This window comes from Lelliottia sp. 489, assembly GCF_050435885.1.
In the GTDB taxonomy this organism is placed as follows: domain Bacteria; phylum Pseudomonadota; class Gammaproteobacteria; order Enterobacterales; family Enterobacteriaceae; genus Enterobacter; species Enterobacter nimipressuralis.
The window spans coordinates 255799-271146 of the sequence record NZ_JBNDLC010000004.1 but is presented as its reverse complement, the minus strand read 5'-3'; the positions used below and the strand labels follow the sequence as shown (position 1 = coordinate 271146).

At 55.9% G+C, this 15348-nt stretch carries 12 protein-coding genes; 4 read left to right on the top strand and 8 right to left on the bottom strand.

From position 1 onward, the window contains the following. Positions 1-36 precede the first annotated feature (36 nt). The 3 genes from ABIE11_RS14945 to xapA are packed head-to-tail and all read right to left on the bottom strand — an operon-like array spanning position 37 to position 3070. Positions 37-972 carry a LysR family transcriptional regulator gene (locus ABIE11_RS14945; RefSeq protein WP_429184781.1) on the bottom strand — a complete coding sequence of 312 codons (936 nt, stop codon included), beginning with the start codon at positions 970-972 and terminating at the stop codon, positions 37-39. A 20-nt stretch (positions 973-992) separates the two neighbouring features. After that, positions 993-2192, bottom strand: a complete 1200-nt coding sequence (gene tsgA / locus ABIE11_RS14940; RefSeq protein WP_102104527.1) for an MFS transporter TsgA — start codon at positions 2190-2192, stop codon at positions 993-995. A 44-nt stretch (positions 2193-2236) separates the two neighbouring features. Further along, entirely contained in the window at positions 2237-3070 is an 834-nt protein-coding gene (gene xapA, locus ABIE11_RS14935) for a xanthosine phosphorylase (protein ID WP_102104528.1), read from the bottom strand. 400 nt (positions 3071-3470) lie between these two features. Here xapA and ABIE11_RS14930 point away from each other — a divergent pair, with 400 nt between their 5' ends. From ABIE11_RS14930 to ABIE11_RS14920, 3 genes are all read left to right on the top strand, one after another. Then, positions 3471-3611 carry a hypothetical protein gene (locus ABIE11_RS14930; RefSeq protein WP_181827292.1) on the top strand — a complete coding sequence of 47 codons (141 nt, stop codon included), beginning with the start codon at positions 3471-3473 and terminating at the stop codon, positions 3609-3611. Between the two features lie 136 nt (positions 3612-3747). Continuing rightward, positions 3748-5118 (top strand): NAD-dependent succinate-semialdehyde dehydrogenase, encoded by a 1371-nt coding sequence (locus tag ABIE11_RS14925; protein ID WP_100777766.1) that lies wholly within the window; start codon positions 3748-3750, stop codon positions 5116-5118. A gap of 217 nt (positions 5119-5335) precedes the next feature. Then, positions 5336-7876, top strand: a complete 2541-nt coding sequence (locus ABIE11_RS14920) for a penicillin acylase family protein (RefSeq protein WP_429184780.1) — start codon at positions 5336-5338, stop codon at positions 7874-7876. A gap of 59 nt (positions 7877-7935) precedes the next feature. Here the strand turns inward: ABIE11_RS14920 and ABIE11_RS14915 are convergent, their stop codons facing one another. The 5 genes from ABIE11_RS14915 to ABIE11_RS14895 all read right to left on the bottom strand — a co-directional run bounded on the left by ABIE11_RS14915 (position 7936) and on the right by ABIE11_RS14895 (position 13374). Continuing rightward, positions 7936-8481 (bottom strand): YfaZ family outer membrane protein, encoded by a 546-nt coding sequence (locus ABIE11_RS14915; protein ID WP_100777764.1) that lies wholly within the window; start codon positions 8479-8481, stop codon positions 7936-7938. A 360-nt stretch (positions 8482-8841) separates the two neighbouring features. Then, positions 8842-9795: a GTPase gene (yjiA, locus tag ABIE11_RS14910; protein ID WP_102104531.1), complete on the bottom strand. Its 954-nt coding sequence runs from the start codon at positions 9793-9795 to the stop codon at positions 8842-8844. 10 nt (positions 9796-9805) lie between these two features. After that, positions 9806-10009, bottom strand: a complete 204-nt coding sequence (locus ABIE11_RS14905) for a YbdD/YjiX family protein (protein ID WP_100777762.1) — start codon at positions 10007-10009, stop codon at positions 9806-9808. 97 nt (positions 10010-10106) lie between these two features. Continuing rightward, positions 10107-12260, bottom strand: coding sequence for a carbon starvation CstA family protein (locus ABIE11_RS14900; RefSeq protein WP_429184779.1), 2154 nt, complete (start codon positions 12258-12260; stop codon positions 10107-10109). Positions 12261-12471: 211 nt separating this feature from the next. Next, positions 12472-13374 carry a helix-turn-helix transcriptional regulator gene (locus ABIE11_RS14895; protein ID WP_429184858.1) on the bottom strand — a complete coding sequence of 301 codons (903 nt, stop codon included), beginning with the start codon at positions 13372-13374 and terminating at the stop codon, positions 12472-12474. Positions 13375-13613: 239 nt separating this feature from the next. Here ABIE11_RS14895 and tsr point away from each other — a divergent pair, with 239 nt between their 5' ends. Continuing rightward, positions 13614-15284: a methyl-accepting chemotaxis protein gene (tsr, locus tag ABIE11_RS14890; protein WP_102104533.1), complete on the top strand. Its 1671-nt coding sequence runs from the start codon at positions 13614-13616 to the stop codon at positions 15282-15284. Positions 15285-15348 lie beyond the last annotated feature (64 nt).

Genomic DNA, 15348 nt, shown 5'->3' with positions numbered 1-15348 from the left:
TAGAGCGGAACGTGGGAGGAGTGCAAAAAAGTGTGATCAGTCGCGCAGGGCTGCCAGAAAACGGCTGAACAGATCCGGCAGCGGCTCGTCGTACCACAGCGCGTAGAGATCGGCGGGGATAGTCTCGGTAAGTTTCAGGAATACCACGCCCGGCCAGTGGATCAGCGCGCAGGATTCGGGTAACAGCGATACGCCATTCCCGGTGCTGACCAGCGCCAGCGCGGTCTGCGGTTCAAAGACCTGATGCGTTACTAGCGGTGAGACGCCCAGCGCGAGGCAGCTGTCATACACCTGACGGGCAAAGTCGCTGTGGGTGAAAGAGAGGGAGATAAACGCCCGATCAACCAGATCTTTCAGGGATATTCTGGTGCGGCGGCACAGCGGATCGCTCTCATGTACCGCCACGCACACCGCCTCACGGGCAATCATCTGGCAGCGAATTTTGGCTTCGACGTGAGGGATCACGTTGCGGTTGATGGCGATATCCACGGTGCGCGCGCGCAGGGCCTCGGTCTGTTCCTGCTGGCCCAGCTCGTGCAGCGTCCAGTTGACGTCCGGATTGGCCTCGCGGAATGCCTTCATGCGCGTCAGCAACGGTCCCCACATCGCGCTGCCAATCACCCCGATATTGATGTGCTGCTTTTCACTGCGGCCAATCTGGCGCACATAGTTAAGGGACTGTTCGGTGGCGCTGAGCAGACGGTCGACTTCCGCTTTCAGCACTTTTCCGGCGTGAGTCAGCACCACTTTTCGGCTGGTTCGCTCAAACAACTCCACGCCAAGCAGCTCTTCCAGCTCTTTGATTTGCATGCTCAGCGGTGGCTGGGAGATATTCAGCCTGGCGGCAGCGCGCCCAAAATGCAGCTCATCGGCGAGGGTCTGGAAATAGCGCAGCATCCGGAAGCGAATGCGGCTGTTGGCCTGTGAATCGAGCATACCGGGCACCGAGAAAAAGGAGGGTGGCGATATCATGCAACCCTCCCTGGAGCCTGTCAAACCGCGACCGCCTCGCCCCGGTGCAGGCGTTCAGCCTTGCTGCAGGCGATGGCCGCAAGCAGCGTCACCATCAGCAGCGCGTAGGCGCAGGTGGAGGCATTCACTGCGCCGTGCAGGCCGTAGCGGCTGTTAACCAGCGACGAGACAGTGGCGAACAGCAGCGTGCCGACGGTGCCGCAGGTGAGCAGCGCGGAGATAAGCGTCGGGGAGCTACGGCTGACCTGCAGCGAACCGTAGCTCATCAGCCCAGAGAACAGGCCAGAGTTGAAGAAACCGAACGCGCCGCAGGCAATCAGAATCAGCGTGGTATTGGCGCTGTTGCTGATAAGCGCAATCGCCACCAGACCGACGGCGGTGCAGATCAGCAGGAAGGTGCGCAGTTTCATCCATTTGACGGTGAACTGATTGAGGAACAGTCCGGTCGCTTTCGCCACCCAGTAGACGGTGGTGTACAGCGCCGCCTGTTCTGGCAGCATCTGGAAACGCCACTGCAGATAGCCTGGCGTCCACATGGTGAAAATCGGCTCCGCCAGCAGGAACAGGAACAGCGCGCCGCACAGCAGCCAGACGGAACGACCCCACGGCTCTTTGCGGGTGGTGTCCTGATGCGCCGGTTCTGGCGCAACGGTGCTTGGGTAACGGCTGCGCAGGGTGAGGATCAGCATCAGCACGCCCAGCCCGCCCATGATGCCGTACATGGCAATCCAGCTCGCACCCATTTTGAACAGCCACGCCAGCAGGAAGGAGAGCGTCGCGCCCGCCAGACTGAAGAAGAAATCGGTGAAGATCAGGCTCGATGAACGGCTTTTTTCGTCCGGATTGATGCGCACCACCAGGTAGCTGCCGATGGTCATAAAAATACCGCCGCAGGCACCGATAATGGCGACCGCCACGCTGAACATGGTCAGCGTCGGGGTGGCGAACAGCAGGGCGCTGATGAGGATCGTCAGCGCGGCGGCGATCACCAGCGGCTTTTGCAGACCCCATTTTTTCATCAGAATGCCGCCGAGCATGATCGGCACGAACATGCCGATATTCATCAGGGTAAACACCTGGCCGATGAAACTCGGATCCTTATTGAACGCGGCGCAGAGCGGGCCGAGGACAATCCCCAGCGTCGAGACCAGTGCGCCGACGAAGTAGTAGCTCAGATACGAAATCGCATTCAGACTGCCGCGAGAGTAATTTTCTGACATCTGCATTTCTCCTGGCGGGCGCGTGCCCGCCGCTGGACGGGAAGTTAGCGGCAGTTCTTCACGAACTGGCTAATCAGGCGAATGAAATCGTCAGTGACCATCGCCGCACATTTCAGGGTTTGTTCGTGGGAGAGTTCCACGTCGCTCAGCCCTTCCGCCATGTTGGTAATGGCCGAGACCGCCAGCACTTTCAGGCCGCAGTGGCGCGCAACAATCACTTCCGGCACCACCGACATGCCGACCACATCGCCGCCCATGTTCTGCATCATGCGGATTTCTGCCGCCGTTTCGAAGTTTGGCCCTGGGTAGGAGACGAACACGCCTTCGTGCAGAGTGATGTTGAGATCACCCGCTGTGTGGTGCAGTTTTGCGCGCAGATCGTTGTCGTAGGCGTTGGCGAGGCTAAAGAAGCGCGGCCCAAAACGGTCGTCGTTCGGCCCAACCAGCGGCGTGGACGGCATGGTGTTGATGTGGTCATTGAGCGCCACCAGGCTGCCCGCCGGGATGTTCGGGTTGAGTGAACCGGCGGCGTTGGTGCAGAACATGAATTCGCAGCCGAGCAGCTTAAAGGTGCGCACCGCGTGGGTCATGATGCCCATCCCGACGCCCTCATAGAAATGCCCGCGTCCTTTCATGCAGATGAGATCCACGCCGTGCAGCGAACCCATCACCACTTCACCCGCGTGACCAATCACGGTGCTGACCGGGAAGCCCGGCAGTTTTTCGTAAGAGATAACGGTTTTGTTATCAAGCTTATCCGCCAGCGCGCCAAGGCCGGAGCCGAGGATAAACGCGATGCGCGGTTTAAAGCCGGGTTTGGCAGCCTGAATGATTTCAACGGCTTCATACGGGGTGTTGTTAATCACGGAAATAGACATGGGAACTCCTGAATGCGTAGGTTTAAACACATTCTGTGGAGAGAGTGATTGCATATCCAATTGGATAAAATGGATTATTGATAGTATTTTCCGAATGGATGGCTGTTGGGTATGTGGATTTTCAACGGGTTAGGATGAGCAGCCCAGAGGTAGTGGGGGAAATGACGCAGAGGAACTGTGATGGGCGTCAATGGTGAGCCTTGTGGCTCTGCGGTTTTGCCGCTGCCATTCTGAACGGGTGAATGCCTCTTTCATAAAAAATTTATCGCGTAGCACGATCGTTAATCTATTTGCGACATCCGTTAATTAATAACCCTATTCACCGGGAGTATAATTTCCCTTCCCGTTTGTTTACGCGGGGAAATATAAATAGGAATTATTAATTTCGCGGATGGAATACATGAAAAAGATTCTTGTAGCAATGTTTTTGGCTTTATTTACGATGACTTCATTTACAGCACTGGCCTGCCCAAAAGGACAGCACCCTCACGGCGGGACCGGCTCGCATCATAAAGGCGGTTACTGCTCTTTTGACGAATAAACAGGTAAGGCACATCGGGTGATGTGCCTTTTTTACAACATGTTTCTAAGAAACGTCCGTATATACCCAACTTTACGCCCACCCCCGGCCATTTTGACTACCCTTAATACCCTAAGCGGTAATTAAGGAGACCTACATGGCTTACCAGACAGTGAATCCTGCTAACAACAAGCTCATTAAAGAGTACAAATCCCATACCGATGCTGATGTCGAGGCGGCGCTAAAAACGGCGGATGCCCTTTACCATTCCGACTGGGCGAAAGGCGCTATCGAACAGCGTCTGCCGGTGCTGCATAAGCTGGCGGATCTGATCGATAGCCGGAGCGAAGAGCTGGCAAAAATCGCCAGTCAGGAGATGGGGAAACTCATCGGGCAAAGTCGCGGGGAAGTGAAGCTTTGCGCGCAAATCGCCCGCTATTACGCAGACAATGCGAAACAGTTTCTCGCCCCTGTGAAGTACAAATCGGAACTGGGTGACGCCTGGGTGGAGCACCATCCTATCGGCGTGGTGATGGCCGTTGAGCCCTGGAATTTCCCGTTCTACCAGCTGATGCGTGTGCTGGCGCCAAACCTGGCAGCGGGCAACCCTGTGGTGGCGAAACACGCCAGCATCGTGCCGCACTGCGCGGAGGCGTTCGCCCATCTGGTGCGTGAAGCCGGTGCGCCGGACGGTGCCTGGACGAACCTCTTTATCTCACAGGATCAGGTCGCGAAGATCATTGCCGATCCGCGCGTGCAGGGTGCAGCCCTTACCGGGTCTGAGAAGGCCGGGAGCGTGGTCGCAGCGCAGGCGGCGAAGCACATCAAAAAATCGACCCTCGAACTGGGCGGTAACGACGTGTTTATCGTGCTCGACGATGCGGATCTCAAGAAAGCGGTGAAGATCGGCGTCAATGCCCGACTCAACAACGCCGGGCAGGTGTGTACCGCCGCGAAACGTTTTATCGTCCATGAAAAAGTGGCCGATCAGTTCCTGACGGCTTTCACCGAGGCGTTCCGCGAGGTCAAAATCGGCGATCCGCTGGATGAGAGCACCACTTTGGGGCCGCTGTCATCGAAAGATGCGCTGGAGACGTTAACCAAACAGGTTAACGAGGCGGTGAAAAACGGCGCGAAAGTGCACGTGGGCGGCAAGCCGGTGCAGCGCGACGGCAACTTCTTTGAGCCGACAATCCTGACCCATATATCCCGTGAGAATCCGGCCTATTTTGAAGAGTTCTTCGGGCCAGTGGCGCAGTTCTATGTCGTCAAAAACGACGACGAAGCGGTGAGCCTGGCGAACGACTCGAACTACGGGCTGGGCGGGGCGGTGTTTAGCCAGGACATTGAGCGTGCGAAGAAAATGGCCTCGCGAATCGAAACCGGGATGGTCTACATCAACTGGCTGACCGACACGGCGGCAGAACTGCCGTTCGGTGGCGTGAAGCGCTCCGGCTACGGCCGCGAGCTGTCGGATCTGGGCATTAAAGAGTTTGTGAATCAGAAGCTGGTGGTCGTTCGCCGCTAACCGATTTCACAGCACTAAACAGGGTGGCTTACGAGCCGCCCTTTTTTTTGCAATCAACAAATGATTGTGATTCGCCTGGTATCACATAATGGATATATTCGTATCATGAATTAGTTACCAGACTCACAGTTCGCAGTGAAACAAACTGGCTGTTCTGGATAACAATTTGCCTCTTGCTAGTATCAAATCGAAAATCATACACCTGCAAGAGGATACAATGAAAAATACAAATCGTATGATCGTGAACTGTGTTGTGGCTTCCCTGACGCTAAGCTGGAGCCTCGCGGCGCTGGCGAATACCGCCCCGACAGAGGTCAAGATCGTTCGCGATAGCTACGGCATGCCACATATCTACGCCGATGATACCTATCGTCTTTTTTACGGTTACGGCTATGTGGTGGCGCAGGATCGCCTGTTCCAGATGGAGATGGCCCGTCGCAGCACCCAGGGCACGGTGTCTGAAGTGCTCGGAAAATCTTTTGTGAGTTTTGATAAGGATATCCGCCAGAACTACTGGCCGGCGTCGATTCACGCGCAGATCGCCGCGCTCTCTGCCGATGACAAAGCGATCCTTCAGGGTTATGCCGACGGCATGAACGCCTGGGTTGATAAAGTGAACGCCGAGCCGGGTAAGCGTCTGCCTGCGCAATTTGCCGAGTTTGGTTTTAAGCCTGGACACTGGCAGCCCTTTGATGTGGCGATGGTTTTTGTCGGCACGATGGCCAACCGTTTCTCCGACAGCACCAGTGAAATCGACAACCTGGCGCTTCTCACGGCGTTAAAAGATAGATATGGCTCGCAAAAAGGGATGGGGGTGTTTAACCAGCTGAAATGGCTGGTGAATCCGGCGGCGCCGACCACCATCGCCGCGCAGGAGAGTCGCTATCCGATCACTGTCGATCTGAAAGACAGCCAAACCGCCGCGCTGCTCCCGCGCTACGATCTCCCCGCACCGATGCTCGACCGACCGGCGAAAGGCAGGGATGGCGCACTGCTGGCGCTCACTGCCGGGCAAAACCGCGAAACGATCGCCGCCCAGTTTGCCCGTAGCGGGGCCAACGGCCTGGCGGGTTACCCGACCACCAGCAATATGTGGGTGATTGGCAAGAAAAAGGCGCAGGACGCGAAAGCGATTATGGTCAACGGCCCGCAGTTTGGCTGGTACGCACCGGCGTATACCTATGGCATTGGGCTACACGGTGCGGGTTATGACGTGACCGGCAACACGCCGTTTGCCTATCCGGGGCTGGTATTCGGCCACAACGGGACCATTTCATGGGGCGCGACGGCGGGGTTCGGTGACGATGTGGATATCTTTGCGGAGCAGACCTCCGAGAGCAAACCGGGTGAATATCTGCATAACGGCGAGTGGATCAAAATGCAGCGTCGCGAAGAGACGATCGCCGTGAAAGACGGGCAGCCGGAGACGTTTACCGTCTGGCGAACCGTTCACGGCAACGTGATCAACGTCGATCCGGCGACACACACCGCTTACGCCAAAGCGCGCGCATGGGAGGGGAAAGAGGTGGCTTCCCTGCTGGCGTGGACGCACCAGATGAAGGCCAAAGACTGGCCGAGCTGGACGGCGCAGGCGGCGAAGCAGGCGCTCACTATCAACTGGTATTACGCGGATATCGACGGCAACATCGGTTACGTTCATGGGGGCGCATATCCGAAACGCCAGCCGGGTCACGATCCGCGCCTGCCGGTGCCCGGCACCGGAAAGTGGGACTGGCAGGGGCTGCTGTCGTTTGATCTCAATCCGAAGGTGTATAACCCGCAGTCGGGGTATATCGCTAACTGGAACAACGCTCCGCAGAAAGATTATCCGGCCTCGGATCTGTTCGCGTTCTTATGGGGCGGGGCGGATCGCGTTACTGAAATCACGCAGCTTATCGATAAACAGCCCACGCTGACCTACGAACAAGCCTGGGGATTGATCCAAAAAACCAGCCGTCAGGATCTGAACCTGCGTCTGTTCCTGCCTGCGCTGCAAAAAGCGGCGGCCAGTTTGCCGCAGAGCGATCCCCGCCAGCAACTGGTGCAAAAGCTGACGAGCTGGGACGGTCAAAATCGCTTACGCGACGACGGGAAAACCTATGATCAGCCCGGTTCCGCCATTCTCAATGCCTGGCTGACCAGTATGCTGAAGCGCACGGTGGTTGCCGCCGTACCGGCACCCTTTAACACCTGGTACAGCGCCAGCGGATATGAAACGACGCAGGACGGACCGACCGGCTCGCTGAACATCAGCGTCGGGGCCAAGATCCTCTTCGAAGCGCTGGAGGGAGATAAATCGGCGATCCCGCAGGAGGTCGATCTCTTTGCCGGACAGTCGCAGGAGACGGTCGTCCTCGCGGCCCTGCAGGATGCGTGGCAGACGCTTTCGGCGCGCTACGGCACGGATATCAACGCCTGGGAAACACCCGCGATGGCGCTGACCTTCCGCGCGAACAACTTCTTTGGCGTGCCGCAGGCGGCGGCGAAAGAGGCGCGTCATCAGGCCGAATATCAGAACCGAGGAACGGAAAACGACATGATTGTCTTCTCCCCTCAATCGGGAGCAAGCCCGGTGCTGGCGTGGGATGTGGTTGCGCCCGGTCAAAGTGGATTTGTGGCCCCGGACGGGACGCCGGGTAAGCATTATGACGATCAGCTGAAAATGTACGAAACCTTTGGCCGGAAGCCGCTGTGGTTAACGCCGCAGGAGGTGAGTGCCAATCAGGAATCGCAGGAGATTTTGCAGGTTCAGCGTTAGCGAATCTCTCATATAAAAAAACCTGCCCTGGGGCAGGTTTTTTGTTTTGTTCGCAAGCCTTAGAAGCTTACGCCGCCGCCGACGTAGGCACCGTCAATCAGGGTGTGGTTTGGACGACCGTCTTTGCCGTCAACGCTTACGTGGCGATAGCCCACTTTCAGCGTAACCGGTTTAACTGGCGTCCAGCTCACGCCGCCATTGGCTTCGACGTAGTTTTTCACGCTGTTGTTCAGGCCGTTAGGCGCTACATAACCTTCACCGAAGACGTTAATGCTGTCGGTCAGAGCCACGTTTACACCACCGCCGACCGGGAATGCGACACCGTTATCGCCTTTTTTCGGGCCGAGGTAGAGGGCTTTCGCACCTGCATTCAGCATTACCGGACCCACTTCCAGGTTATAACCTGCACCTACACCACCCGTCTGAGTACCGTCATCGGTATTTTTGAGCCAGTTACTTTCAGCATAAATACCGGAGGTGGATTTACCCATTTCGATATTTAAGTTGGTGAAGTTTTTACCCTGCTCAATAGATGCGCCCATCGCCAGTGCGGAGCCAGATGTTACGGTCAGAACAGAAAGCAGAATGAAGTTAATCTTTTTCATGGTGTATTTCCTCGTCATCAAATTAATCTGAGGACACCTTAACAAGCGATGTTTATGACTGCAAATGTGACGTGACTCGCGGTTTTATGCTGGTTTTGTTACTTTTCGGTATGATTGTTGTTGAGCTAAAGTGGGTTTGTCACGGCGTCAACCATTTATCTTTTCACGTTTAGACTTCGTTTTATTTATCAGCTAAACAAAGCCTGAATATCGCGGAAATAATGATGAGAAGTGAATTAATGAGGATTATCATTATTTCAAAAAAACTTTGTAAATGACGAAAAATTACATTTCTCTAATCGACATTACGCGATATTTGCCATGACCGCCCAAAGATAGGGCGGTTATGTTGTCCTGCGATCAGGGCTTGAGTGAAGCAAACGCCGCCCGGATTTCCTCTTCGGGCAGCTGAATCCCGATAAAGACCATGGTGCTGTGCGGCGTTTCATCACCCCATGGACGGTCCCAGTCGGCGCTGTAGAGGCGCTGAACGCCCTGGAACAGCAGGCGGTTTGGCTCGCCGTCAATCCACAGCATCCCTTTGTAGCGCAGCAGTTTGTCGGCAAACGACAGCAGCAGATTTTCCATCACGCGGGACACGGCGCTGATATCGACCGGATAATCCAGCTCGACCACGATGGAGGTGACGTCGTTCTGCTTATCGCCGATAAAGTGGAAGCGTGGTTTTGAGGTGACGTTCTCCTCCAGCATAAAGCCGTTGGTGTTGAACAGCTGCGCCAGGTCGATATCGCCGTGAACCACCGTATAAATCGGCGCGCGGGCGTTGATGCGCGTCAGGCGTTCACGCAGTTTTTCGGCGTCGCCAGCCACGTCGGTTTTGGTCAGTAGAATGCGGTCTGCGTAACCCACCTGCGACTGGGCGATGGTGAACTGGTTCATCTGCTCGTCGGCATGGACCGCATCCACTAGCGCAATCACGCCGTCCAGCTGGTAGCGCTGGCAGAGGATCTCATGGGAGAAAAAGGTCTGGATAATCGGGCCGGGGTCGGCCATGCCGGTGCATTCGATCACCAGGCGGTCGAAGGCGATATCACCGCGATCGCGGCTGTCGAGCAGATCGAGCAGAGCGTCTTCCAGCTCGTTTGAGCGGGTGCAGCAGATGCAGCCGTTGGTCAGGGTTTTGATCTGGGTGGCGCGATCGCCTATCAGCTGGTCGTCAACAGAGACTTCGCCGAATTCGTTTTCGATCACCGCGATTTTAAAGCCGTGCTGTTCGTTGAGGATGTGGCGCAGCAGGGTGGTTTTGCCCGCGCCGAGAAAGCCGGTTAACAGGGTGACTGCAATGGGGGTCATGTTCTCTCCTTTAGCAACAGCGTACGCCGCCTTTGCCATCGCCGCCGTAGCGCGCTTGCTGGCGCTCGCGGAAGAATTCTGTGTAGGTCATGTACGGTTTATCCGGATGGTTGGTCTGCATATGTTCAACGTAGTTGTCATAGTCCGGAATGCCAATCAGCATTTTCGCCGCCTGACCGAGGTATTTTTTTGCTTCGCCTAAGTTACCAAACATTGTGCCATCCAGATAGAAAAAGCCCGGCGACGCTACGCTTGCCGGGCTTACAGGTATTGCGTAGGGCGGGTTAGCGTAGCCGCCACCCGCCAGGGTTTTAGTGGTGTGAAGAGGTCTTCACGCCGCCTTCCGGTACAGGCACATACGGGGTTTCTTTATCCGTACGTCCTTCGGCGTTGCGCACTTTCATCCAGGTTTTGATGCCGTAGAAGATGATGCTGTAGACCACGACCAGGAACAGAATGCTTAAACCGGCGTTGGTGTAGTTGTTCACCACGATATGGTTCATGTTGGCAATCTGCTGTGCCGTCAGTTCACCGCCGCCTGCGGCAATTTTCGCTTTGTACTGGTTAGCCATAAACAGGAAGCCTTCCAGCTGCGGGTTGGTGCTGAACAGTTTCAGGCCCAGCGCCCAGGTGGTGCACAGAAGCAACCACAGCGCCGGAACGACCGTCACCCAGATGTATTTGGTGCGTTTCATCTTCACCAGCACCACGGTACCCAGGACCAGCGCCACGGCAGCCAGCATCTGGTTAGAGATACCGAACAGCGGCCACAGGCTCTTCACGCCGCCCAGCGGGTCAACGACGCCCTGATACAGCAGGTAACCCCACAGGCCCACACAGCCCGCAGTACCCAGAACACCCGCCACCAGAGAGTCGGTTTTCTTCAGGAATGGCACGAAGTTACCGAGCAAGTCCTGGAGCATGAAGCGGCCCGCACGGGTACCGGCGTCCAGCGCGGTCAGGATGAACAGCGCTTCGAACAGAATACCGAAGTGATACCAGAAGCCCATGTCAGCCCACGGCAGCACTTTGTGGAACACGTGTGCGATACCGACGGCCAGGGTTGGTGCGCCACCGGCACGGTTCAGAATCGATGGCTCACCGATGTCTTTTGCGGTCTGCATGATTTGCTCAGGCGAGATCACAAAGCCCCAGGAGCTGACGGTCGCCGCCGCGTGTGCGCTGGCGTCTTTCAGCTGCGCCATAATCAGCGCTGCGTTGTCGCCACCCATCTCATGCAGGTTTGGCATGGTGATGCCTAGGCCCGCAGGCGGAGTGTTCATCGCGAAGTACAGACCCGGCTCGATGATGGACGCTGCAACCAGTGCCATGATCGCCACGAAGGATTCCATCAGCATCGCACCGTAACCGATAAAGCGCGCGTCGGTTTCGTTGGCCATCAGCTTCGGCGTGGTGCCGGAGGCAATCAGGGCGTGGAAGCCAGAGACGGCGCCACAGGCGATGGTGATAAACAGGAACGGGAACAGCGCGCCTTTCCACAGTGGACCGGTACCGTCAATGTACTGGGTCACGGCTGGCATTTTCAGTTCCGGGTTGATGATCACGATACCAATCGCCAGACCGACGATGACACCGATTTTCAGGAACGTCGCCAGATAGTCACGCGGGGCCAGAATCAGCCAGACCGGCAGCAGGGCGGAGATAAACGCGTAGCCGATCAATGCGAAGGTAATGGTGGTGTCTTTGAAGGTCAGCGCCGGGCCCCAGTACGGGTCGTGAGCGATGATACCGCCGAAGTAAATGGACGCCACCAGCAGCACGATACCAATCACGGACACTTCACCGACACGGCCCGGACGAATAAAGCGCATGTAGATACCCATGAACAGCGCAATCGGTACGGTCGAGCAGACAGTGAACACACCCCACGGACTTTCTGCCAGGGCTTTCACCACGATCAGCGCCAGCACCGCAAGGATGATGATCATGATCAGGAAGCAGCCGAACAGGGCTATGGTGCCCGGCACGCGGCCCATCTCTTCTTTGATCATCTCACCCAGAGAGGCCCCGTTACGACGGGTCGAGATGAACAGCACCATGAAGTCCTGCACCGCGCCTGCCAGAACCACGCCGGCAAGCAGCCACAGGGTACCCGGCAGGTAACCCATCTGCGCGGCAAGCACCGGCCCAACCAGCGGGCCTGCACCAGCAATCGCGGCAAAGTGGTGACCAAACAGCACATAGCGGTTGGTAGGAACGTAGTTCAGGCCGTCATTGTTAATGACCGCCGGAGTGGAACGCGTCGGGTCGAGTTTCATGACCTTCTGCGCGATGTAAAGACTGTAGTAGCGGTACGCTACCAGATAGACGGAAACCGACGCGACCACGATCCACAGGGCGCTTACGTGTTCGCCCCGGCGTAATGCGACAACCGCCAGACAGAAAGCACCGAGGATCCCGAGGAGCGCCCAGGGTACGTGCTTAAGTAGTTTTTTCGTATCCATAGTTAGACCTGGTTTTTTAGCTGGAAAAAGGGCCTGAGTTTATTTTGAGGAGGTATTGATTAATGCTGAGGCGATCTTGCCAGATCGTCGCGCGTGTAAAGGAAGGTAAATGGGTGAGTGGTTGATTGCGGTGGTTAAGCGGTCAAAGGCCGGGGCGAGTGGTTAAGGCTCGCCGCCAGCGGTCTGGTTTATGTGATTGAGATCACATCGTTTATTCGAGGGCGTCGGCGGTAGCATTTGTCATATAACCTTCGAGCGTGTCGAAGAGTTTATCCCGCAGCCACTGAGGCTCCAGCACCTGAATGTTCGGCAGCCAGTAGAAGATGAGCGGCAGGATCTGATTTTCATGTGCCGCCTGACAGCGGATCGTCACCCCGTCTTCGCTTTCTGCGACCACCTCCTGCTCCGGCAACAGGTCCCGGCGCGTGAAGTAGTGCGAGATACTATGGTTGGTAAACACTTTTACCTCGAAGGCCTCTTCACTCACCCACGGGTCGAGATTTTTTTCCAGTAATTGAGCCGTATCGCTATCCAGCGAAAAAGTCTCTTTTTGAATATCCAGCCAACTGATCTGGCTTAATGAAAAGGATTTCAGCCTGCCATTTTCCGTAGCTTGTAAATACCATATATTTTTTTTGTTAATTAATTTGTATGGATTAATGAGCCGAGTTTTGTCTTTATAAACTATCTGGCAAACGTGACGCTCTTTTATCGCTTTTTCAATTGCAGTGAGATGACGACGAATATCATTCTGAACCGAGTGCTCAGCGTCGTTGTTGAGGATCAGAATATGGTTCTCTTCCACGCGCGCCTCCAGACTCTGCCAGAACGCCGTGCCTCTGTCAGGGAAATAACTGTCAGCATTCAAAAAGTTAGCGACAGCGTTGTGCAGCCCTTGCCCGCTGGGATTTTGCTGGGCGTGAATCAGGCGATACAGACCATTTCCCGTATGCTGAACAATCGGCGACAGCGCATTCAGATCCCGATATACCGTACGTTCGGTTATTTTATATTTTTGCATCAGATCGCGGCGGTTAACGACGCCGTTTAAATGTAGCTCCATAAGAATATCGACGAGTCGTTCAGCAGAGCGGCTGCGGGCTGGAGTTGTCATATTATATTCCCGTTTAGTGCGGTGAGGATCTCTGAAGAATAAGGATGCCACTGACAGAATATGTCAGTGCGACAGAGATAAAATTTATCTTATGGAATATATAACGGCGCGATTTAGGATAAACATTAATAGTTTTTTGCGAAATCATCCGTAAATGTTCAAATCATCAACACGATTTTCGTAAAGTTTTCCCTAACCAGGCCGAAAATTCTGTTATCTGTCTGATGGAAAGAGAAAACATGTTAAATCGTATCAAGATTGTCACCAGCTTGTTGCTGGTTTTGGCTATTTTTGGCCTGTTACAACTGACATCCGGTGGTCTTTTCTTTAATGCCCTGAAGCATGACAAAGAAAACTTCACTGTCCTACAAACTATTCGCCAGCAACAATCCACGCTGAACGGCAGCTGGGTCGCGTTGCTGCAAACCCGTAATACCCTGAACCGCGCGGGTATTCGCTACATGATGGATCAGAGCAATATCGGCAGCGGCGCGACCGTTGCAGAGCTGATGCAGATTGCGTCCGCTTCCCTGAAGCAGGCGGAGAAAAACTGGGCCGATTACGAAGCACTGCCGCGCGATCCGCGTCAGAGCGACGCTGCCGCCATGGAGATCAAGCGTAACTATGATATCTATCACGGTGCGCTGGCCGAGCTGATCCAGCTGCTGGGCGCAGGTAAGATCAATGACTTCTTCGATCAGCCGACCCAGAGCTATCAGGATGGTTTTGAGAAGCAGTATGTGAACTATCTGCAGCAGAACGATCATCTGTATCAGACCGCCGTGGATGACAGCAACAGCTCTTACACTCAGGCGATCTGGGTGCTGATCAGCGTGCTGATCGCGGTGCTCGTGGTGATCGTTGGCGTCTGGCTGGGCATCAAGCAATCCTTGATCTCGCCTTTGAATCGTCTGATCGACAGCATCCGTCATATCGCCAGCGGCGATCTGGTGAAGCGCATTGACGTCGAAGGCACCAACGAGATGGGACAGCTGGCCGATACCCTGCGTCATATGCAGAGCGAGCTGGTGAGCACCGTGGGTGACGTGCGTAACGGCGCGAACGCGATTTACAGCGGCGCGAGCGAAATCTCTGTCGGCAACAACGACCTCTCTTCTCGTACCGAGCAGCAGGCCGCGTCTCTCGAAGAGACCGCTGCCAGCATGGAACAGCTGACCGCTACCGTGAAGCAGAACGCCGAAAACGCCCGTCAGGCGAGTAATCTGGCGCTGAGTGCATCCGAGACCGCGCAGAAAGGCGGGAAAGTGGTGGATAACGTGGTGCAAACCATGCGTGACATCGCCGGCAGTTCGCAGAAAATCGCTGACATCATCAGCGTGATCGACGGTATTGCCTTCCAGACCAACATCCTGGCGCTGAACGCCGCCGTCGAAGCTGCGCGTGCAGGTGAGCAGGGCCGTGGATTTGCGGTGGTGGCAGGTGAAGTGCGTAACCTGGCACAGCGTAGCGCCCAGGCGGCTCGCGAAATCAAGAGCCTGATCGAAGACTCCGTAGGCCGCGTTGAGCTGGGTTCTACTCTGGTGGAAAGCGCCGGTGAAACGATGGGTGAAATCGTGAATGCGGTGACCCGCGTGACCGACATTATGGGCGAAATCGCCTCTGCGTCTGATGAGCAGAGCCGCGGTATCGACCAGGTCGGCCTGGCTGTGGCGGAGATGGACCGTGTGACGCAGCAGAACGCCTCACTGGTGGAAGAGTCCGCAGCGGCAGCCGCCGCGCTGGAAGAGCAGGCGAGCCGTCTGACGCAGGCTGTGGCGGTCTTCCGCATTCAGCAAGAGCAGCAGAAATCACGTGATAACGCCGGTCTGAAAACGCCAGTGATCTCGGCGAAGGGGCGTAAAGCCGCTGCCGCGACGACCGCGTCCAGTGAAAACTGGGAAACCTTCTGATGTAAAAAAGCGCCCTGTTCAGGCGGGGCGCTTTAGGCATTTGTGATGTTGTCGGGTGGCGCTG